This is a genomic window from Microbacterium sp. As-52, from assembly GCF_049949185.1.
In the GTDB taxonomy this organism is placed as follows: Bacteria; Actinomycetota; Actinomycetes; order Actinomycetales; family Microbacteriaceae; genus Microbacterium; species Microbacterium maritypicum_A.
Map to the genome: position 1 here is coordinate 946,082 of NZ_CP188171.1, position 18,691 is coordinate 964,772.

The following is an 18,691-nucleotide window of genomic DNA, read 5'->3' on the forward strand; positions in this document are numbered from 1 at the left end:
ACAGGTGCCGGCTTGCCCCGCCGGCTGAGGGTTGTGCCCGCCTCGTCGTGACTACCGACTTCCGCTCTCCTCCTCGAGGTCGTTCGACCAGTTCGCCTGCTGGATCCGATTGTCGAGCTCGCGCAGCTCCTGAGCCACGGCGTCGGCACGGGAGCGCAGCGGCGCGACGGGCAGCGCGGAGACCTGACGCAGCTCCGACCTCATCTGGCGGAGGAACTGGTCGTTGGCCCCCGAGGCGGCGGTCGCGGCATCGGTCAGCACCGAATGCCGCAGGCGCAGGACATCACGGGCGGCGAGCGCATCGGTCATGGTGCCGTCCGCCCCCAGGTCGAGGCGCGCGTTGGTGGCGTTGATGCGGCGGATGAGATCGCGCAGCTGCGTGAGCGCGGCATCGGCCTCGACGATCAGCGCGGCCGCGTCCTCCGCCGGTTCCTCGCCCTCCTGGTAGCGGGCGTTCGCGACGATACGCGCCCGCAGCTGCTCGATGCGGCGCTGCAGGTCGGCGCGTGCGGTGAGGGCCTCGGCGAGTTTCATGAGCTCATCCTCGCAGGGAGCGACCGTAACAGTTCGTCATATGACCGGGGAGTCAGCGGGAGCGCAGCAGACCCGAGTGCTCCGGGTGCGCGGTGAACCAGTCGGCCACGTACCAGCACACGGCATCGACCTTGCGATCACCGCGCTCCTCGATGTCGGCCACCGCACCCTCGACGACCTTTCCCGCGTAGCCGTTGCCCCGGAAAGTCGGGATCGTGAAGGCTCGGGTGAGCGCGATGGTGCGCCCGTCGTCCCGGTAGTCCAGAACACTCACGAGCGTCCCGTCGCGCATGAGCGTGTAGCGCGAAGCGTCCTTCTCGTCGGTCAGGATGAAGCCTCCGACGGTGTGCGAGATCGTCATTCGAACCACGTTACGCCCGCCCGGAGCCGCCGGGCGTTTTGACATGGGGCGTCACGATCGGACATAATCCCCCCATGACCACCAACGCACGCCCTTTGTCCGCCCAGGAGGCGAACAGGACTGCCGGGATGATGATGCCCGGTCGCGTTGGCATGTGTTGCCGAATGTGTCGCTGAACGAACAGCCACCCCGCCTGACCTGAACTCCTCGCGATCTGCGAGGTCAGCGTCTCCGAGCATCCACCCTTGCTCGCTTCCCGGCTCCGCCGGTCATTCATGCAACGCATCAGAGCCCCGCTCGATCCGGGCTCACGTCCTGAGGACTTCATCATCATGTCGAACACCGCACTTCTCGAGCGTCCCGCCACCACCGCCGCGATCCGCACGCAGCACGAAACCGCCGCGCCCCTGTCCGCCGCAGGAGCCGATCTTCCCGCCGTGCGCTCACCCCGTGGCTTCGCCCTCTACGTCGGGCTGGATGAGATCAAGGCCGCCGAAGCCGGCGTCAGCCTCCCCCTTCTCGTCGACGCGCTGCGCCGCACCCTCGCCGAGCTCGCCCCGGGAGCCGAGACGCACGCCACGGTGGCCCTCGCCCCGCACGGATCGGGCGGCCGCGACCTCGACGTGGTCCGTCTCGCTCTGCAGGAGCCCGGTGCCATCGCGCGCACCAAGGCCGCTGCGGAAGAGGACACCACGGACGAGGAGACGGGCGTCACCGTCGACATCTCCCGCAAGCGCGTGCTGATCGACGGCGAGTCCGCCGCCTTCACATACAAGGAGTTCGAACTGCTGCAGTACCTCGTGCTCCGCGAGGGGCGCACGATCGAACGCAGCGAGCTGGTCTCCGCGCTCTGGCAGGCCCAGGACGACGAGACGCCCGGTGAGCGCACGATCGACGTGCACGTGCGCCGCCTGCGCGCGAAGCTGGGTCGCTATGAGGACATCGTCCGCACCGTGCGCGGCATCGGCTACCGCTTCGACCGCCACGCCGACGTCGTCATCCGCTACGGCCACGGAACCCCCTCGCCCGACCGCTTCTGAGTCGCCGGGAGCCGGTGTCAGCAGCTGCGCGTAGGGTGGGCGCATGACCCTGACAGCGCGCTCCGCCTCGGCGGACGCCGCCCCCGCGGACACTGCTCAGGAGACCGTCTACCGCCCGCCGCACGAGCTCGATCTCCACCGAACGGTCGGCATGCTCCGCCGCGGTCGCAACGACCCGACGATGGTCATCGACGGAACCGTCATCTGGCGCGCGTTGCGCACACCCCTCGGACCGACGACCCTCGCTCTGCGCATGCTCGGCGGCGAGGTCCACGCGACCGCGTGGGGCCCCGGATCGGGCATCGCCCTCGATCTGGTGCCCGCGCTCTGCGGTGCCCACGACGACGCCACCGACTTCGATCCTTCCCTGCACCCGCTCATCGCCGACACCGCACGACGCCACCCGGGGCTGCGTCTGACGCGTACCGACGAGGTGTTCGATGCGCTCGCGTGTGCGATCATCGAGCAGAAGGTGACCGGCATGCAGGCTTTCGGCGCGTGGCGCTGGCTGATCTCGCGGTTCGGAGCACCCGCTCCCGGTCCCACCCCGCGGCCGATGTTCGCCGCGCCGTCCCCCGACCAGTGGCATCGCATCCCGTCCTGGGCCTGGCATCGTGCCGGCGTCGAGCCGCCCCAGTCGCGCACCATCGTGCGTGCGGCCGAGCGCGGAGATCGCATCTCCCGAGCCGTCAGAGCCGCCGCCTCGGGAGATGACCGAGACCGCGTGCTCACGAGCCTTCCCGGCGTGGGGGTCTGGACGTCGGCGGAGACGCGCATCCGCGCGCTCGGGGATCCGGACGCGGTCAGTATCGGCGACTACCACCTCGCCCATGAGGTCGGCCACGCGCTGACGGGCGCACGCACCGATGACGCCGGGATGATCGAGCTCCTCGCGCCGTGGGCCGGACAACGACAACGCGTCGTCCGCCTCATCCATGCGAGTGGTGTGCAGGAACCGCGCCGGGGGCCCCGTCTCGCACCCGAAGACCATCGCCGCCGCTGACGTCGGCACCTAAGCTGGTGCCATGTCCCGTTCCATGCTGCGCATCCTCGTCACCGTCGGCCTGCTGATCGTCGGCGTCGTGATCGGGCTGATCTTCCAGAACGTCTGGCTCGGCGTCCTGCTCGCGGCCATCGTGTGGCTCGGCTGGTTCCTCGGATACGAATCGCGCCGAGGGAACAACGCCGGCGTCAACGACGAGGACCACGGCATCGAGCTCTGAGTGGTCGCCCCGACTCAGTAGTAGACGGCGAGCGGGCCCGACGGTCCGTCGACCACGCGCACCGGGGTGTCGAACACCCGCGTGAGCACGTCGTCCGTCATGATCGCCGCCGGCGAGCCGAACTCCACGACCGCACCGTCTTTCATCGCGCAGATGTGGTCCGCGTAGTGCCCGGCGAAGTTGATGTCGTGCAGCACGATCACGATGGTGCGCCCGAGTTCCTCCGCGGCCCGGCGCAGATGCTTCATCATCTGCACGGCGTGCCGCATGTCGAGGTTGTTCAGTGGCTCGTCCAGCAGCACGAACTCGGTGTCCTGGGCGAGGACCATGGCGACATAGGCGCGCTGACGCTGCCCGCCGGAGAGCTCGTCCAGGTAGCGCCCCTCCAGAGCGCCGAGGTCGAGGAAGTCGATCGCCTGACTGATGATCTCCTCGTCGGCCCGGTTCAGCCTGCCCTTCGAGTGCGGGAAGCGCCCGAAACCGACCAGCTGGCGAACGGTGAGGCGGGTGACGAAGTGATTCTCCTGACGGAGGATCGACACCACCTTCGCCAGATCCTTCGATCTCGTCGAGGCCACGTCGAGCCCCGCGATCTCGATGGCACCGGCATCCATCCCGGTCAGACGCCCGATCATCGTGAGCAGCGTCGACTTGCCCGCGCCGTTCGGACCGATCAGGGCGGTGATTCCGCCGGCGGGGATCTCGAGGTCGACGGGGCCGATCGCGACCTCGCTGCTGTATTCGCGGCGGACGCCGTCGAGAGCGATCACAGTCTGCCCTTTCTGAGGATGACGATGAGGAACACGGTGCCCCCGACGAGCTCGATCAGGATCGACACCATCCCCTGCGCGTAGAAGATGTTCTTCATCACGAAGTAGGCCCCGGCCAGGATCGTGAAGGCCGTGAGCACCGCGACGGGGAAGATCAGCCGATGGTCGTGCGTATCGGCGAACTGGTAGGCGAGCGTCGCCACCAGGAAGCCGAGGAACGTCATCGGTCCCACCAGCGCCGTGGAGGTGGCCATCAACACGGCGACGAGGAACAGCACGATGAACAGTTCGCGGCGATGATCGACGCCGAGGGAGCGCGCAGCGTCCGGGCCGAGTGCCATGAGGTTGAGCCGGCGCGAACGGAGCCACAGCAACGCAGACGCCGCGACGACCAGCGGGATCGCCAGCGGGAGGTACGAGGGGTCGGCATTGGACACGTTGCCGAACAGACGCGCGGCGAGCACGTCGAACTCACTGGGTGTGAGCAGGCGCTGCATGAACGTCGCGATCGCCCCGAGGCCGCCTCCGATCACGATGCCCACCAGGAGCATGATCTGCAGATTGCCGTAGCGTCCGGACAACAGCCAACCGTAGAGGGCGACGGCGAGACCGACCATGATCGCGACCTGGATCGCGAACTGCCCGATTCCCTGGATCGCCACGATCCCTGCCACTCCGAACAGGTACACGGTCGAGGTCTGCACGACTCGATAGAGCGATTCGAACCCCATGATCGACGGCGTGATGATGCGGTTGTTGGTGACGGTCTGGAAGCTCACCGTGGCGACGGCCTGAGCGACCGCGACGAGGGCCATCACCGTGACGTCGGTGGCGCGATGCTGCGCGATCCGCCAGAACCCGGTGGAGCCGACCGGCATCGGATTCGCCCAGGCGAGCAGACCGAAGCCCGACCCTGCCGCGAGGACCAGGAGGATCCCGAGCACCACGGCGTAACGCCGGCGCGCACCTGGGGTCGTGAACGAGCCCGCCGACCGGAGCGCACCGGCGGTCGCCACGTCGCCCGTCCCCCCGCTAGCCACGTCGACGCTGCCTGAGCAGGAGAAGGACGAACACCACGGCGCCGACCACCCCGAGGATCAGCGACACCGGCACTTCGAACGGCATGATGATCGTGCGTCCGATGATGTCGCACACGGTGACGATCGCTATGCCGAGCAGGCACACCCACGGAAGATTGCTGCGCAGATCGTCGCCGCGCACCATCGAGACGATGTTCGGCACGATCAGCCCCAGGAAGGGCAGATTGCCGACGACGACGGTGACGACGCCGGTGGTGACCGCGATCAGCACCGTCCCGAGCAGGATGATCCTGTTGTAGTTCACGCCGACGTTGGTGGCCACTTCCTCGCCGAGCCCCGCGATGGTCAGCCGATCGGCGACGATGAAGACGATCACCCCGATGACAGCCACGATCCAGAGCATCTCGTACTGACCTCGCATCACCGAGGTGAAGCTGCCCGCGAACCAGACGCCGATGATCTGCAGCGAGTTGGTGGCCAGCGCGAGGTACGTCGACAATGCGCCGACCACGGCCCCGAGCATGATGCCGACGATCGGGACGATCAGGGACGACTTGAGTGCCACCCGGCGCAGGAACGCGAAGAACACCATCGTGCCGATGAACGCTGCGAGCACCGCGCCGGCCATCCGGAGGGGAAGCGACGGCTGCGGCACGAGGATCATGACCATCAGGAGCCCGAGGCCGGCCCATTCGGTGGTGCCGGTGGTCGTCGGTTCGACGAAGCGGTTCTGGGTGAGCAGCTGCATGACGAGGCCCGCCATGGCCATCGAGGCGCCGGCGAGGACCAGGGCGATCGTGCGGGGCACTCGGGTGATCTGGAACATCTGCGCGCCGTCGTCCGCGCCGGTGACGTCGTACACACCCGTGAAGAGCGAGATCGCGAGCAGGGCGACGACGATGAGCACGCCGATGAGCAGTTTCACGTCGAAGAGCCGCCCGGCGTAACGGGGCGGTGGAGCGATGTCGGTGGAGACCATGATGATGGGGCGACGGCACCCGGATCGTCCGGATGCCGCCGCCGTACCTCAGTTCTTCGCGCTCTTCTCGAGGGCGTCGGCGAGGTCGTCGAGGAACGTCGTGTACGTCTGGATGCTCTCGTTCAGGTACGTGTCGGTGGGCATGTACACGATCTGCTTCTGCTTCACGGCGGTGACGCCGGCGAGCGCCTCGGAGCTCTCCAGGATCTCCGCGGCCTGCACGTAGTCGGGGGTGTCGGCCGCGAAGACGGCGTCACGGTCGAGCACGAGGATCCAGTCGGGGTTCGAGGCGGCGATCGCCTCGACCGAGATGTCATCGCCCTGGTGGTCGTCGGTCGCGTCGTCGACCTCGAGCGCGGGGGTCAGGCCGAGCATGTCGTAGATCGGTCCGAGCGAGCGTCCGACGGTCGGGGCGAGGTAGCCGATCTGTCCGCCGGAGGTGTTCACGGCCATGACGGTGTCGGCATCGTCGTACGCCGCCTTGGCGCGCTCGACAGCGGCGTCGAAGTCGTCCACGAGCTTCTTGGCTTCGTCCTGCTTGCCGAAGATCTCGCCGAGGACGGTGACCTGGCGCTTGAGCTCGTCTCCGAAGGGCTCACCTTCGCGCGGCTCGAGGTCGACGATCGTGGCGTCGGGGACCAGATCGGCGATCGCGGCGTTGTGCTGAGTGAACCGCTGGCCGCTGATGATCAGGTCAGGCTCGACGGCGACGACCGCTTCGAGGTCGGGCTCGCTGTGCAGTCCGATGTCGACGATCGCGTCGTCGTTCACGTACGACACGGTCTCCGGCATGAGCGCGACGGCCCCGGCTGAGAGCTCGACGTCCCAGTCGGAAAGCGTCTGGAAGGTGCGGTTGTCGAGCGCGACGACGGATGTGGGAGGCGTCGCGATCTCGTGCGTGCCGGTGTTGTCCTCGATCGTGACGGTCGCTGCTGCGGGTTCGGTCTTCTCCGGTTCCGCCGAGCCGCCGGAGGTGCAGCCGGCGAGGGCGAGGAGGCCGACGAGAGCGGCGCTCGTGGCGGTGAGGGTTCTGGGCACGGACATGGAGAGACTCCTGTTCTGCGGGATCGATGCGCACGCTGCGGCGCCGGAAGCCGAGAGTGGAGGGCGACTCCCCTCGGCACATTTAGGTTAGCCTTACTTTATGAGCGATACGAAATCCGGTTTCTCGATCGAGCGTCGCGGCCTCGAGCTGCGCTTCCGCAACGTCACCTTGAGCGCCCGCGAGTGGCTGGCCCCCGACTTCGTGCGTGTGCGCCTGACGGGCTCCGATCTCGCCGGCTTCGACTCTCCCGGCTCCGACGACCACATGCGCCTGTTCTTCCCCGCGGGCCCCACCGAATCCGTCGAGGAGCTCCGAGCGTCACCCAGCCGCGAATACACACCGCTCGCCTGGGGCGAGGACTGGCTCGACGTCGAGTTCGCCGTGCACGGTGACCAGGGCGTCGCCGCGCCGTGGGCGGCGACGGCACCGCTCGGATCGACGATCGGTGTCGGCGGTCCCCGCGGAGCGGCCGTTCTGTCCGGTGAGCCCGGCTCGTGGCTGCTCGTGGGCGACGAAACCGCTATTCCGGCGATCCGTCGCTTCGCCGCACTGATCCCCGACGGCACGCCCGCACGCATCGTGATCGAGACCGTGAACCCCGGCCGAGAGGTCGACATCGACGCGCCCGTCGACATCGAGTGGCTGCATCGTGGCGAGGCGCCCTCCGGTTCCGCCCTCATCGCCTTCCTCGAGGGGCTGACCGCCGAGCACGCGATCGGTGCCGACCCGTTCGTCTTCATCGCCGCCGAGCAGTCGATCGTGAAGCCCGGCCGAGCGCTGCTCGAGCGCTGGAGCGTCGACACCGCGAAAGCCGTCGTGAAGGGTTACTGGAAGCGCGGCGAAGCCGAATACCACGCCCCGCACTAGTACGACGTCGGCGGTTGCTGGAAGACTCGACCCATGGCTCTTCTGGATCATCTGGGCATCACCGTCGCCGACCTCGAGCGCGGACGGGCGCAGTTCCACCCCGTGCTCACCGCTCTCGGATATCAGAGCGGGGGCGCGAACGATCATTCGATCTCATGGAACAACGGCGACGAGACCGAGATCATCCTCTACACCTGGGATGAGGACTCCGCTCCGCATCAGCATGGCCGCATCGGCTGGCAGCACATCGCCTTCGCGGTACCGACGCGCGAGCAGGTCGACCGCCTGCACGCGGTCGCGGTCGACGCCGGCTGGACAGCCGTCCGCGAGCCCAAGGAGTACCCGCGCTACTCGGAGAGCTACTACGCCGCGTTCGTCGAGGACGCGGACGGCATCCGGGTCGAGTTCATGCACAACCCGCCCCGTGAGACAACTTGACTCCCGGGCGTGTCGCGCCCTAGTGTGGCAAAGCTGTGCCGATCGGCGCAGCACACCAGCCGAGGAGCACGACGGATGACCGCGCAGCGGAACCTTCCCCAGGCAGCGGTGTTGCCGCTTCAGCAGAAGCGCAATGACCGCTACGAGTCGTACCCTCCGGCACGCGCCGTGTGACAGCATCCGCTCTCGCAACGCCCCGTACCGTCAGGTCCGGGGCGTTTTCCGTTGGAGACTCCTCTGACCTGTGGCTGAACATCACCACAAGGAAAGGAATCATGGAGAGGCTCTCCGCACGGCTGCTGTCGTGGGCGTCCCTGATCGACGAGAAGACACTCGCTCAGGCGCACACCACGGCCCGCATGCCGTTCATCCACCCGCACCTGGCACTGATGCCGGACGCGCACCTCGGCAAGGGGGCGACGGTCGGCTCGGTCATCCCGACGCTCGGCGCGATCATCCCCGCCGCCGTCGGCGTCGACATCGGCTGCGGGATGATCGCCGTTCGTACGCCGTTCACGAGGAGCGACGTCGACGGTCGTCGGCTCGCCGACCTCCGGGAGCAGATCGAGCGCGCCATCCCCCTGTCGGCCGGCCGGTACAACCGCAAGGTCGTGGCCACCGCGGAACCGCGCATCACCGAGCTGGAGCAGCTCGCCGAGAAGAACGGCTTCGACCCGGCGCAGTACGCCGGGAACTGGCGTCTGCAGTTGGGCACGCTCGGTTCAGGCAACCACTTCATCGAGGTGTCGGTCGATGAGCTCGATCGGGTCTGGCTGTTCCTGCACTCGGGCTCGCGAGGCGTCGGCAACAAGATCGCCGGGCACCACATCGCCGTCGCCCAGCGGCTGGCGAGGCAGTGGTGGATCGACCTTCCCGACCCCGACCTGGCATACCTGGTCGAGGGCACACCGGAGTTCACCCGCTACATCCGGGAGCTGCGGTGGGCCCAGCACTTCGCGCTGCTGAACCGGGAGGAGATGATGGATCGCGTCATCCGGCAGGTGTCGGAGTTCCTCGGAACCCCAGTCGACGAACAGGAGCGCATCAACTGCCACCACAACTTCACCGAGTCGGAGAAGCACTACGGGAAGCAGGTGTGGGTGTCACGGAAGGGAGCCATCCAGGCGGACGCCGGTCGACCGGGCCTCATCCCCGGGTCGATGGGGACCGCCTCTTACGTGGTGGAAGGGCTCGGCGACCCGCAGTCGCTGAACTCCTCCCCGCACGGTGCCGGACGGGAGTACTCCCGCTCGGCGGCGCGGCGGACCTTCACGCACGACCAGCTGCGAGAGGCGATGACGGGCATCGAGTTCCGTGACACCGATGCCTTCATCGACGAGATCCCGCAGGCGTACAAGCCGATCGACCAGGTGATGGCGGATGCCGCCGGACTCGTATCGATCCGGCACACGCTGCGGCAGATCGTCAACGTGAAGGGCGACTGAGCAGGACCGGGCGGTGGGATCCCACCGCCCGGTCTCCTCTCCACCTCTTCCCCGCGAGTTCCCCGCGAGATCCGCGGGCGGATCGTCTTCTCCTGCTCCGACACGTCAGAGGCCGGGTTATCCCCCTCTCGTGCGCGACCGATATCTTCGGCTCCCGTGCTCTGGCAGGCTTGCCGAATCGATGCGACGATGAGGAAGTGGGATTCATGAATGACGCGCAGATCTGGACGATGATCGGATCGTTCACCGTGCTGATGTTCAGCACGCTCACGGTCGTCTCGACCCTGTTCGTCCGGATCATCCGCAGTGAGATCGGCGGTCTGCGCACCGAGATGAACGCGCAGATCGGCGGTCTGCGCACCGAGATGAACGGGCAGATCGGCGGTCTGCGCACCGAGATGAACGCACGATTCGATGCCGTGAACAACCGCATCGATGGGCTCGACCGCGACGTGCAGGCGATCGTGAAGCGCACGTTCGGTCTCGACCGCGACGGATGACGACGCTTCGAGACCACGCTTCGGTCGCCCCACCCGACCGGTATGACGCCTATCCGGAAGTACCCAACGGCACCGCGATCCTGCTCCTCGCGGGGTCGAGTGGGCGCGTGGAGGCAGAACGGGCCGACCTGTTCGCACGGCACGGGGCCCGGGTCCGCGCCATCCGCTGGTTCGGGGGTGCGGGTCAGCGCCCCTCACCCCACGAAGTGCCGATCGAGCTGTTCACGGATCAGCTGGACCTCCTGCGGCACGATGCCGACCGCGTCGCGATCTTCGGAACGTCGTTCGGTGCGGAGGCTGCCCTGGTCACCGCGTCCCTTCACCCGGTCGACGCGACGGTCGCGGTCGCACCGTCATCCGTCGTCTGGGCGGGGTTCGCCGACGGGGACTGGTCGTCGCACTGGACCTGGCAGGGGGCTCCGCTCCCGGCTGTCCCGTTCGACTCGTCGTGGTCGCCGTCGACCGAACCGCCCGAGTACCGGTCCCTGTACCAGTCGAGCCTCGATCGCGCTCCTGACGCCACTGCAGCCGCCACGATCCGCTCAGAGAGCATCCGCGGCGTCGTCGTGCTCATCGCGGGAGGCGACGACCGTGTCTGGCCGAGCGACCGGTTCGCCGCCGAGGTCGTCGAGCGCCGCAGAGCGAACGGACGGGAGACGACGCTGATCACGCACTCCCCCGCCGGGCACCGGATGATCCTGCCCGGCGAGTCGATCGCCACCGGTGGAGTGACGATGGCACGAGGAGGCTCACCGTCGGCTGACGCGGAACTCGGTTCCCTCGCGTGGCCGCAGATCGTGCACGCACTCGGGCTGCGCGCCTGAGCGTCAGAGGGCCGAGGCCGCCTCGGTCTCGACAGATCGGTCGGTGAACGCGGTCTTCGGGACGAACACGAGGATCACCGCGGCCACGAGGGCGGTCACCCCGCAGACGATCCACACCGTGAAGTAGCCCGCGAGCGAGCCGGCCGTTCCCTCGGTCGCACCTGCCGTGCTCGCGACCCCATGCAGGAGCGCGATGCCGAACACGCACGAGGCGATCGCGCCGCCGACGGTCTTCACCGAGTTGGTGAGCCCCGTCGCGACACCGGTCTGCGTGGCCGGAGCGGCCGATGCGGCAGCGGCGGGGAGCGCGGCGACCAGCGCTCCCGAGCCGAGTCCGACAACGACCATGTTCGTGATGACCTGCGCGTACGTGTCGTGGAACGGAAGGAAGAGGAGGAACCCGATGCCGACCAGCACGGACGCACCCATCAGCGTCAGGCGCGGCGTGGCCCGCCGGGCGACGGTCGGGAACAGGAGAGCCCCCGCGATCATGGCGATCAGATACACGCCGATGATCAGCGAGGTCGCGAAGCCGCTCGTGCCGAGACCGTAGCCGTAGACCGTCGGATCGGTACGCGCGAACGTCGACAGCGGAGCCTGCGCGCCGAGCACGCTGACGCCGAAGAGCCCGGCGGTCAGGAAGACGGGGCCGAGCGCCGGCGAACGGAACATCTGCACATCGATCAGCGGATCGTCGGCGCGGAGCTCCCAGAGGACGAACGGGATCACCAGCAGGACGCCGAGCACCACCACCGCCCAGGACCAGGGGTTGGTCAGGCCGCCCTCCAGCCGAAGCAGACTGAGACCCCCGGTGAAGCAGACGAGGGCGAGGGAGATGAGCACGAGGCCGACCGTGTCGAAGAGACCGCCCGTCGGCTCCGGCGACTCCTTGACCCCGAACAGGATCACGAAGAAGCAGACCACGATCAGCACGGCAGGCACCAGCAGCACCACGGTGAGCGGCAGGACATCGATGAGTGCGCCACCCACGAGCGCGCCGATGATCGCCCCTCCTTCGAGCGCCGCAACGAGGAGGCCCGCTGCCTTCGCCGTGATCGAGGAACGCCCCTCCATGCGCCGCGAGCGCGACCAGATCAGAGCGATCTCCAGCGGAAGCCAGACCACGTAGAACCCCATCAGCGCCCACGCCGCGAGGAACACCGGGAAAGAGTCGGTGAAAGGCAGCACCAGAGCGGCGGCGGCGGTGACAGCGGTCGAGATCAGCAGCATCCGCTTGTGGCCGACCATGTCACCGAGCTTCGCGAACGCCGGGACCACGAGTGCCGACAGCATCAGCTGCGCTCCCTCGAGCCAGTTCACATCGGCGTCGTGGATCCCCAGATGGCGCGCGATGTCGGTGAGCATCGGGGTGTAGTACCCCTGCAGCACACCGCTCGTGAACTCCACGAAGGCGAGGAAGCCCACGACGATGGCGAGGGTGCCCAGGGTGCGGGTGCGCGTCATCGCGTCTCCTGCTTCTGCTTCGGGTTCCCCGGCACACTCCGGGGGAAGGGTGAGATCACCCTAGCCGTTCGAGCAGCGCCCGGTGGAATCGCTCCCCCCGCTCCAGGGCGGCGATCTCGACGCTCTCGTCGACGCCGTGGATCGAGGCACGCTGGGCGTTCGACATGTCCAGCGGTGCGAAGCGGTAGACCGCCGGCGAGAACCGGTGGAAGTGTCGCGAATCGGTGGCGGCCATCATCACATACGGCACCGCGGGCACCCCGGGGAAAGCGACGTCGAGGGCTTCGGCGAGGAGCGCGAACTGGGCGTTGTCCGTCGGTGACTCCGGCGACGGCTCGCTCGCTTCGACGACCTCGACCGTGACGAGCGGGTCACGGATGCGCCGACGTACCCGGAACACCGTCTGCTGCGTCGTCTCGCCGAGCGCGATGCGCAGGTTGACGGTGGCGGATGCCTGAGACGGCAGCACGTTCGCCGCAGTACCGCCCGACTGCATCGTCGGCGCGACCGTGGTGCGCACGAGAGCTGCGGGTTCACCGCCGAGGGCGGCGAAGACCTGCGCGGTGAGCAGCGGGGCAGAACTCAGCAACCGCAGCAGGTGCCGAGCCGGGCCCGGAGTCTGCCCGGCCAGCTGCGACAGCATCCGCAGGATCGCCTTCGACGCCCGCGGGCGGAAGGTGGTGGGTCCGAGTCGGTCCACGGCCGTGGCGATGCGCCGGACGGCGGTCGACGACGGCGGAGCGGAGGCGTGGCCGCCGTCGCCGCGGGCCGTCAGCCGGAGTGTCATCACGCCCTTCTCCCCGACACCGATCATCGCGGCACGGCCGGGAACGAAGGGCAGGGGCGCGTCGACCACGGCACCGCCCTCGTCGACCACGAGCCACGGGACCACCCCGCGTTCGCGCAGCACCCGTGCGATCTCCTCGGCGGCGCGCCCGTACGTCTCCTCGTTGCCCCCGAAGGAGAGGTACACGTCACGGGGCGGCACGAACCCGTCGGCGAGAAGATTCTCGACCGCCTCGAGGACCACGATCAGCGGGCCCTTGTCATCCAGCGCTCCGCGGCCGTACACCGATCCGTCGGCGATCACGCCGGCGAACGGCGGATGGGTCCAGTCGTCGCTCTCGTCGACCGGGACGACGTCGTAGTGGGCCATCAGCACGACGGGCTCGTCGGAGGTCGCACCGTTCCCCTCCCAGTGGAACAGGAGGCCGAAGTCGGTGTGCCGTTCCAGACCCAGCTTCTCGTGCGTCAACGGGTAGAGCTCCGCGATCAGCGCGACGAACTCCTCGAAGGGCGCAGGTCCGCGTTCCTCGAGCTCGGCCGAGACCGTCGGTATCCGGATCATCTGCGAAAGTCGCTCGGCGATGCCCGGGCGCACGGTCGGTGTGGTCACAGTCGCCATCGTACCCAGCAGCGGGGCCGCGTTCCGGCGCGATCCGACATCACGCGTTTCGGTCGCCTGCATCGTCGATTCCGGAGAAGATGTACCGAGACGAAGGAGAACACGGATGAGGATCGCCGTCGCAGGAGGAACCGGGACCGTCGGACGGCACACCGTCGAGGCGGTGCGCACAGCGGGACACGACGCGGTCGTCCTCAGCCGGTCGCAGGGAGTCGACCTGGTGACCGGGCGGGGGCTGGACGACGCCCTGGCAGGCGCTGACGCAGTGGTCGACGTCGCGAGCATCGAGACGCTCAAGGCGAGCGCGGCCATCGAGTTCTTCACCGCCGCGACCGGAAACCTGGTCTCAGCGGCGTCGAATGCGGGAGTCGGACAGGTCGTGCTGCTGTCGATCGTCGGGATCGACCGCATTCCCTACGACTATTACGCCGGCAAGATCGCCCAGGAGAAGATCGTCGAGGCGTCGCGCGTACCGTGGACGATCCTGCGGGCCACGCAGTTCCATGAGTTCGCGGAGCAGATGTTCGCGCGGGCGAAGTTGGGACCCGTGCACATCGCCCCGAACGCCCGCACACAGCCCGTGGCTGCGAGCGAAGTGGGCGCGCGTCTCGCAGCACTCGCCGCTGCCGATCCGCAGGGACGCGTGCGTGACCTCGCCGGCCCTCGGGAAGAGCAGTTGTCTGACATGGTGCGTGCGTTCGCGCGGCGGACGGGATTCCGCGGATGGATACCGAGACTCAACGTGCCGGGGCCGCAGATGGCCGGCATGAGAGCGGGGCATGCTCTCCCCGGTCCTGACGCAGATCTCGGACGTCAGAGCTTCGCCGAATGGCTCGCCGCCCGCTAGCGGTGCCCTTGATCCAGTCCCTCTCCACATATTGCTCCGGAACAGGCTTCTCCCCACTCGCCGCATCCAGGTTCGTGGTCTTGGCAGGATGAGATCATCCGACCAGAATGAGAGCGTGATCACGATGACCGAGCCGCAGATCTGGACCATGATCGGTGCCGTCATCGCGCTGATGTTCGGAATGGTCACGGTGGTCTCGACGCTGTTCATCCGAGTGTTGCGAGCCGAGATCGGCGGCGTGAGGTCAGAGATCGGCGGGCTCCGCACCGAGATGGTCGCGCGGTTCGAGGCCGTCGATGCGCGGTTCGAGGCCGTCGATGCGCGATTCGTCTCGGTGAACACTCGCATCGACGCCGTGGGGAGCCGTATCGAAGGCCTCGACCGTGACGTGCGCGCGCTCGTGAAGCACACCTTCGGCCTCGACCGCGGATGACCTCTCGAGGCTGATCCGACCGAGCGTGCGGCGTTCCGTCGCCTGAGCACCTCCGCTGTCTCACGGGAACACCACGAAACAGGTGACGGTTGCATCCATGGTGGCGCGCGGCGCCCCCTGGAGGTGCACATGGAACTGACCCTGGTGTCATCGTCGTTCTGCGGCGCCTGTGCGCGGACCCGGGCCGTTCTCGCCGAGGCCGCACGATTCCTCCCCGACGCGACCGTGACCGAGATCGACGTCGCACAGGATCCGGATACTGCCGAGAAGCTGGATATCGGGTTCACACCGACCGTGATCATCCACGATTCCACCGGCACCGAAGTCTTCCGGGCCACCGGTGTGCCGACGGTCCCGCAGGTGCTCACCGCCGCGGTCAAGGCGCTCCCGGCCTAGGGCCGCCGTCGCTCCGGATCCCTCTTGCGGACCCTCTCGATACGAGCGCAGACTGAGTTCCAGCGGTGCCGGTCATGACACCGTTCACACACTCCTGGAGTCTTCATGCCCGCTCTCAACCCGTATCTCTCGTTCCGCACCGAGGCCCGCACGGCGATGGAGTTCTATCAGAGCGTCCTCGGCGGTGACCTGGTGATCAACACCTTCGGAGAGTTCCCCGACATGGTGCAGGATCCGAGCCAGAAGGACCTCGTCATGCACGCACAACTCGATGCTCCGGGCGGTCTGGTGCTCATGGCCTCCGACTCCCCCGACGGCATGCCCTACGAGAAGCCGCAGGGGTTCTCGGTGTCACTGAGCGGCAACTCCCAGGACACCACCCGCGCCGTGTGGGAGAAGCTCGCCGACGGCGCGACGATCACGATGCCGCTGGACGTGCCCCCGTGGGGCGGCCTCTTCGGCATGCTCGTCGATCGCTTCGGCATCCCGTGGATGCTGCACGGCGACTCGGAGGAGTGAGACCGCTCCGCGTCAGCGCGGCTGCACCGCCCGACAGGCGAGATGCAGCGCCAAGCGCGCTTCCGGGTCGGTCAGGTCGATGCCGAGGAGTTCCTGCACACGCCGGATCCGCACGGTCACGGTGTTGCGGTGCAGACCGAGCGCCGTCGCGGTCGCAGCGATGCCCGATTCGTGGTCGAGGTACGACGAAAGGGTGGTGAGCAGCTCTCCCCCTCCCTCCCGCAACGGTGCGAGCAGGGATTCCGCAGCGGGGACGAACGTGTCGTTCCCGGTCCAGGCGAGCAGGAGCTGCTCGAGTCCGAGGCTGTCGACGCGCACGAACCACCCTGTCGCCGATCGCGACGCCGCGATGCGCGCCGCATCCCCCGCCTCGTCGAGGGTCGTGGCGAGTCCTTCCGGTCCTCCCTGGAGCGAGCCGATGCCGGTGGCGACGGCGAAATCGCGCAGGGCACTCAGATGGAGCTCTCGCAGAGACGCGACCGCCCGCTCCACCCGATCAGGATCCGGCGACTCCGGAAAGGTCAGCCACCCGCTCAGTCCTCGACCGGCCGTCGTCGCGTGCGCATCGCCGTCGATGGCGCTGAGCCCGGCACTGACCGTCCGCAGCAGCGAGAAGGAATCGAGTCGTCCCCTCGCCACCATCCGGAAGCCGAGGTGATGTCCACCGGTGCGCCAGCCGCGCTCGGCCATGCGCCGCTCGACATCGGCGTCGGCCGCCCCATGCAGATCGACGAAGTCGCGCAGCAGCCCGGAGGACACGGCGACGTCGTTCACCGCCGCCACCTCGTCGATCAAGATGCGTGCGGCGACCGCCGGCATCGCCACCTCGGCGGCGACGGAGAGCGACTGCACCTGTGCCTCCCCGAGTCCTCGACCGAAGAGCACGAGCCGCAACCCGGTGCGACCCGGGCTGTCCACACGCACCGACGCGGCCGCCGCATCGCCGACACCGGCCCGATCGAGCCAGGATTCGAAACCGATCGCGGCGTGCAGTCGCTCGTCGAGATGCGCACCTGCCTCCTGCAGCACTCCCGACGAGTCGATCAGCGCGGCACCGACACCGAGGTTCGCGGCGATGTGCCCCAGCAGATCGGCCAGGTCATCGGCGGCATACTCGAACGACTGCGCGACCTTGCGCACCTGGCTGAGCGTCAGCGCATCCCGCGCCTCGATCAGCATCCAGCACGCTTTCGCGAGTTGGATGGGACGTTCGACATCGAGCAGGCACAGACCGATCCGATCCGCGAGGCGGAAAGCACCGGCATCGAACGAGGCCGCTCCCGAGAGCGCCAGTCCCGTGTATCCGCGATCACGCAGCCGCCGCAACAGCGCGTCCTGCTGCCAGGTCGACGTCGGGGCGGTCGCCGTCAGGACCGCGAGCCGATCGGGCCCGCTCGCGCTCAGCTCGGACTCCCCCGCCCCTACCGTCACCGCTTCCCACGCGGCGTCCTCGGGGCCCGCGACTCTCCGAAGCCCGCCGTTCTCGCCGTGGGCGAGCAGCGCGCTCAACTGCAGTCTCTCGTTCACGCCGCGTCCAGATCGTCGAGTCCGTATGCCGAGGGCAGCACTTTCGCCCGCCGATCCGGTCGGGCGTTCCACCATTCCGGCGCGGGGATGGCGAGCACCGCGACGTTCCGCGCGAGTCGAAGCTCGGTGACCTCCAGGATCTCCCGCGAGATCGCATCGATGACCACGATGATCGTCGGCGCGGATGCGACCAGACGGCCGTCGGTCAGCACGGCGAGGGTCTCGGAGCGACTGACCACCCGGTGCACGGCCCCGGCGAGCCCGCTGATCTCCACCGCGTTCACGTGGGGATCGTGCGCAGACGAGGAGACCGAGACGATGCGCCCCTCGGCGAGAAGCTCCGCCCCGAGCGCATCGGCGAGGATCGGGAGTGGAGCGGTCGCGGCGCCGAGATAAGCCCGACCGAGGTCGAGCGCATGGGCGAGGTGGCCGCCGATCGCGTGCTCCCGCAGATCGCCGACCGTGAACCCGCCCAGCACGGCGCAGCCGACCCCGCCGGCCTGGATGATCGCCGATCGGACGACACGCTCGGCATCGATCGCCCGGTGCGCCTCGACGAGCGCGACGCCATCGAAGCCCGTATCGCAGGCGAACACGAGGCCGGGGACGCGATCCACGAACAGCGACATCTGGTCGAGTCCCGGAACGGCCCGGCCGGTGCAGTCCGCATCGACCACGACATGCGACCCGGCCAGCAGCAACGGCGCCAGCCCGTTCATGCCTCCGCCTTCGAGGGAACAGACCGCCGGGACCGGATGACCGATCCACCGCTCGACGGCGTCGAGCAGCCGGGTGAACGGCGCCGCACCCGGAAGACGCTCCTCCAGCAGCATGGTCGAGCCGACGAAGGCAACCCCGAGACAGGGCGTGGAGGGGTCGAGCGCCGAGATCGGCGAGACCTCGATCGGCCAGCCCTCGGCACCGGCGAGCATCAGCTCGAGCATGGTCGTCGAGCCGCCGCCGCCGGAGCCGAGCAGCGCATAGCCGCGGGCGAGCGCCGTGAGGTCGTCGCGCTGCAGCATCATGCGCTCCAG

The 18,691-nt window shown here is 68.3% G+C and carries 22 protein-coding genes; 12 read left to right on the forward strand and 10 right to left on the reverse strand.

What is annotated here, in order from left to right; translation table 11 throughout:
- Positions 1-51: 51 nt before the first annotated feature.
- Both ACLFA2_RS04605 and ACLFA2_RS04610 read right to left on the reverse strand, forming a co-directional pair.
- The gene (locus ACLFA2_RS04605) at positions 52-534 is read right to left on the reverse strand and encodes a DIP1984 family protein (protein ID WP_021198078.1); all 483 of its coding nucleotides are present in this window, start codon (positions 532-534) and stop codon (positions 52-54) included.
- Between the two features lie 52 nt (positions 535-586).
- Positions 587-895 (reverse strand): GNAT family N-acetyltransferase, encoded by a 309-nt coding sequence (locus ACLFA2_RS04610; protein ID WP_021198079.1) that lies wholly within the window; start codon positions 893-895, stop codon positions 587-589.
- A gap of 332 nt (positions 896-1,227) precedes the next feature.
- Between ACLFA2_RS04610 and ACLFA2_RS04615 the strand changes: the two genes are divergently transcribed.
- From ACLFA2_RS04615 to ACLFA2_RS04625, 3 genes are read left to right on the forward strand one after another with little or no spacing between them, the layout of a single operon-like run.
- Positions 1,228-1,935 carry a winged helix-turn-helix domain-containing protein gene (locus ACLFA2_RS04615; RefSeq protein WP_347124906.1) on the forward strand — a complete coding sequence of 236 codons (708 nt, stop codon included), beginning with the start codon at positions 1,228-1,230 and terminating at the stop codon, positions 1,933-1,935.
- Between the two features lie 43 nt (positions 1,936-1,978).
- Positions 1,979-2,938 (forward strand): DNA-3-methyladenine glycosylase family protein, encoded by a 960-nt coding sequence (locus tag ACLFA2_RS04620; protein WP_167253115.1) that lies wholly within the window; start codon positions 1,979-1,981, stop codon positions 2,936-2,938.
- A gap of 22 nt (positions 2,939-2,960) precedes the next feature.
- Positions 2,961-3,158, forward strand: coding sequence for a hypothetical protein (locus ACLFA2_RS04625; protein WP_021198082.1), 198 nt, complete (start codon positions 2,961-2,963; stop codon positions 3,156-3,158).
- A gap of 14 nt (positions 3,159-3,172) precedes the next feature.
- Here the strand turns inward: ACLFA2_RS04625 and ACLFA2_RS04630 are convergent, their stop codons facing one another.
- Genes ACLFA2_RS04630 through ACLFA2_RS04645 form a run of 4 tightly spaced genes read right to left on the reverse strand, consistent with a single transcriptional unit; the run spans position 3,173 to position 6,991 of the window.
- Positions 3,173-3,928: an ABC transporter ATP-binding protein gene (locus tag ACLFA2_RS04630; protein WP_021198083.1), complete on the reverse strand. Its 756-nt coding sequence runs from the start codon at positions 3,926-3,928 to the stop codon at positions 3,173-3,175.
- The gene (locus tag ACLFA2_RS04635) at positions 3,925-4,968 is read right to left on the reverse strand and encodes an iron chelate uptake ABC transporter family permease subunit (RefSeq protein WP_197024852.1); all 1,044 of its coding nucleotides are present in this window, start codon (positions 4,966-4,968) and stop codon (positions 3,925-3,927) included. Before ACLFA2_RS04635 ends, ACLFA2_RS04630 begins: the two co-directional genes overlap by 4 nt.
- Positions 4,961-5,947, reverse strand: coding sequence for an ABC transporter permease (locus ACLFA2_RS04640; protein WP_021198085.1), 987 nt, complete (start codon positions 5,945-5,947; stop codon positions 4,961-4,963). The genes ACLFA2_RS04635 and ACLFA2_RS04640 overlap by 8 nt, the downstream gene beginning before the upstream one ends.
- A 48-nt stretch (positions 5,948-5,995) precedes the next feature.
- Positions 5,996-6,991 carry a siderophore ABC transporter substrate-binding protein gene (locus ACLFA2_RS04645; RefSeq protein ID WP_021198086.1) on the reverse strand — a complete coding sequence of 332 codons (996 nt, stop codon included), beginning with the start codon at positions 6,989-6,991 and terminating at the stop codon, positions 5,996-5,998.
- A 100-nt stretch (positions 6,992-7,091) separates the two neighbouring features.
- On the opposite strand from ACLFA2_RS04645, the gene ACLFA2_RS04650 reads away from it, so the two are divergent.
- From ACLFA2_RS04650 to ACLFA2_RS04670, 5 genes are all read left to right on the forward strand, one after another.
- Positions 7,092-7,859: a siderophore-interacting protein gene (locus ACLFA2_RS04650; protein WP_021198087.1), complete on the forward strand. Its 768-nt coding sequence runs from the start codon at positions 7,092-7,094 to the stop codon at positions 7,857-7,859.
- Between the two features lie 33 nt (positions 7,860-7,892).
- Complete coding sequence (locus tag ACLFA2_RS04655) at positions 7,893-8,297, forward strand: VOC family protein (RefSeq protein WP_021198088.1); 405 nt, start codon at positions 7,893-7,895, stop codon at positions 8,295-8,297.
- A 275-nt stretch (positions 8,298-8,572) separates the two neighbouring features.
- Complete coding sequence (locus tag ACLFA2_RS04660; RefSeq protein WP_021198090.1) at positions 8,573-9,742, forward strand: RtcB family protein; 1,170 nt, start codon at positions 8,573-8,575, stop codon at positions 9,740-9,742.
- A 206-nt stretch (positions 9,743-9,948) separates the two neighbouring features.
- Complete coding sequence (locus ACLFA2_RS04665; protein WP_208323443.1) at positions 9,949-10,242, forward strand: hypothetical protein; 294 nt, start codon at positions 9,949-9,951, stop codon at positions 10,240-10,242.
- The gene (locus tag ACLFA2_RS04670) at positions 10,239-11,066 is read left to right on the forward strand and encodes an acyl-CoA thioester hydrolase/BAAT C-terminal domain-containing protein (RefSeq protein ID WP_021198092.1); all 828 of its coding nucleotides are present in this window, start codon (positions 10,239-10,241) and stop codon (positions 11,064-11,066) included. Before ACLFA2_RS04665 ends, ACLFA2_RS04670 begins: the two co-directional genes overlap by 4 nt.
- Positions 11,067-11,069: 3 nt before the next feature.
- Here ACLFA2_RS04670 and ACLFA2_RS04675 read toward each other — a convergent pair whose 3' ends face one another.
- Together ACLFA2_RS04675 and ACLFA2_RS04680 are read right to left on the reverse strand one after the other, a co-directional pair.
- Complete coding sequence (locus tag ACLFA2_RS04675; RefSeq protein ID WP_426622112.1) at positions 11,070-12,530, reverse strand: MFS transporter; 1,461 nt, start codon at positions 12,528-12,530, stop codon at positions 11,070-11,072.
- 55 nt (positions 12,531-12,585) lie between these two features.
- The gene (locus tag ACLFA2_RS04680; protein WP_167253123.1) at positions 12,586-13,935 is read right to left on the reverse strand and encodes a M20/M25/M40 family metallo-hydrolase; all 1,350 of its coding nucleotides are present in this window, start codon (positions 13,933-13,935) and stop codon (positions 12,586-12,588) included.
- Between the two features lie 106 nt (positions 13,936-14,041).
- Here ACLFA2_RS04680 and ACLFA2_RS04685 point away from each other — a divergent pair, with 106 nt between their 5' ends.
- The 4 genes from ACLFA2_RS04685 to ACLFA2_RS04700 all read left to right on the forward strand — a co-directional run bounded on the left by ACLFA2_RS04685 (position 14,042) and on the right by ACLFA2_RS04700 (position 16,130).
- On the forward strand, positions 14,042-14,782 hold the full coding sequence (locus tag ACLFA2_RS04685) for an SDR family oxidoreductase (RefSeq protein WP_347124886.1): 741 nt from the start codon (positions 14,042-14,044) through the stop codon (positions 14,780-14,782).
- Between the two features lie 124 nt (positions 14,783-14,906).
- A complete protein-coding gene (locus ACLFA2_RS04690) occupies positions 14,907-15,215 on the forward strand; it encodes a hypothetical protein (RefSeq protein WP_031206640.1) in 309 nt (102 codons plus the stop codon).
- A 129-nt stretch (positions 15,216-15,344) separates the two neighbouring features.
- Positions 15,345-15,611: a glutaredoxin family protein gene (locus tag ACLFA2_RS04695; protein WP_021198097.1), complete on the forward strand. Its 267-nt coding sequence runs from the start codon at positions 15,345-15,347 to the stop codon at positions 15,609-15,611.
- Positions 15,612-15,716: 105 nt separating this feature from the next.
- A complete protein-coding gene (locus tag ACLFA2_RS04700; RefSeq protein WP_426622113.1) occupies positions 15,717-16,130 on the forward strand; it encodes a VOC family protein in 414 nt (137 codons plus the stop codon).
- 12 nt (positions 16,131-16,142) lie between these two features.
- Here ACLFA2_RS04700 and ACLFA2_RS04705 read toward each other — a convergent pair whose 3' ends face one another.
- Both ACLFA2_RS04705 and ACLFA2_RS04710 read right to left on the reverse strand, forming a co-directional pair.
- Positions 16,143-17,657, reverse strand: a complete 1,515-nt coding sequence (locus ACLFA2_RS04705; protein ID WP_426622114.1) for a PucR family transcriptional regulator — start codon at positions 17,655-17,657, stop codon at positions 16,143-16,145.
- Positions 17,654-18,682, reverse strand: coding sequence for a DUF917 family protein (locus tag ACLFA2_RS04710; RefSeq protein ID WP_029259729.1), 1,029 nt, complete (start codon positions 18,680-18,682; stop codon positions 17,654-17,656). The genes ACLFA2_RS04705 and ACLFA2_RS04710 overlap by 4 nt, the downstream gene beginning before the upstream one ends.
- Positions 18,683-18,691: the final 9 nt, after the last annotated feature.

What these genes read in the sequence shown, in the direction of transcription:
- ACLFA2_RS04605 (WP_021198078.1), bottom strand. Translation starts at nt 534, where the DNA reads ATGAAACTCGCCGAGGCCCTCACCGCACGCGCCGACCTGCAGCGCCGC.
- ACLFA2_RS04610 (WP_021198079.1), bottom strand. Translation starts at nt 895, where the DNA reads ATGACGATCTCGCACACCGTCGGAGGCTTCATCCTGACCGACGAGAAG.
- ACLFA2_RS04615 (WP_347124906.1), top strand. Translation starts at nt 1,228, where the DNA reads ATGTCGAACACCGCACTTCTCGAGCGTCCCGCCACCACCGCCGCGATC.
- ACLFA2_RS04620 (WP_167253115.1), top strand. Translation starts at nt 1,979, where the DNA reads ATGACCCTGACAGCGCGCTCCGCCTCGGCGGACGCCGCCCCCGCGGAC.
- ACLFA2_RS04625 (WP_021198082.1), top strand. Translation starts at nt 2,961, where the DNA reads ATGTCCCGTTCCATGCTGCGCATCCTCGTCACCGTCGGCCTGCTGATC.
- ACLFA2_RS04640 (WP_021198085.1), bottom strand. Translation starts at nt 5,947, where the DNA reads ATGGTCTCCACCGACATCGCTCCACCGCCCCGTTACGCCGGGCGGCTC.
- ACLFA2_RS04645 (WP_021198086.1), bottom strand. Translation starts at nt 6,991, where the DNA reads ATGTCCGTGCCCAGAACCCTCACCGCCACGAGCGCCGCTCTCGTCGGC.
- ACLFA2_RS04650 (WP_021198087.1), top strand. Translation starts at nt 7,092, where the DNA reads ATGAGCGATACGAAATCCGGTTTCTCGATCGAGCGTCGCGGCCTCGAG.
- ACLFA2_RS04655 (WP_021198088.1), top strand. Translation starts at nt 7,893, where the DNA reads ATGGCTCTTCTGGATCATCTGGGCATCACCGTCGCCGACCTCGAGCGC.
- ACLFA2_RS04660 (WP_021198090.1), top strand. Translation starts at nt 8,573, where the DNA reads ATGGAGAGGCTCTCCGCACGGCTGCTGTCGTGGGCGTCCCTGATCGAC.
- ACLFA2_RS04665 (WP_208323443.1), top strand. Translation starts at nt 9,949, where the DNA reads ATGAATGACGCGCAGATCTGGACGATGATCGGATCGTTCACCGTGCTG.
- ACLFA2_RS04670 (WP_021198092.1), top strand. Translation starts at nt 10,239, where the DNA reads ATGACGACGCTTCGAGACCACGCTTCGGTCGCCCCACCCGACCGGTAT.
- ACLFA2_RS04675 (WP_426622112.1), bottom strand. Translation starts at nt 12,530, where the DNA reads ATGACGCGCACCCGCACCCTGGGCACCCTCGCCATCGTCGTGGGCTTC.
- ACLFA2_RS04680 (WP_167253123.1), bottom strand. Translation starts at nt 13,935, where the DNA reads ATGGCGACTGTGACCACACCGACCGTGCGCCCGGGCATCGCCGAGCGA.
- ACLFA2_RS04685 (WP_347124886.1), top strand. Translation starts at nt 14,042, where the DNA reads ATGAGGATCGCCGTCGCAGGAGGAACCGGGACCGTCGGACGGCACACC.
- ACLFA2_RS04690 (WP_031206640.1), top strand. Translation starts at nt 14,907, where the DNA reads ATGACCGAGCCGCAGATCTGGACCATGATCGGTGCCGTCATCGCGCTG.
- ACLFA2_RS04695 (WP_021198097.1), top strand. Translation starts at nt 15,345, where the DNA reads ATGGAACTGACCCTGGTGTCATCGTCGTTCTGCGGCGCCTGTGCGCGG.
- ACLFA2_RS04700 (WP_426622113.1), top strand. Translation starts at nt 15,717, where the DNA reads ATGCCCGCTCTCAACCCGTATCTCTCGTTCCGCACCGAGGCCCGCACG.
- ACLFA2_RS04710 (WP_029259729.1), bottom strand. Translation starts at nt 18,682, where the DNA reads ATGATGCTGCAGCGCGACGACCTCACGGCGCTCGCCCGCGGCTATGCG.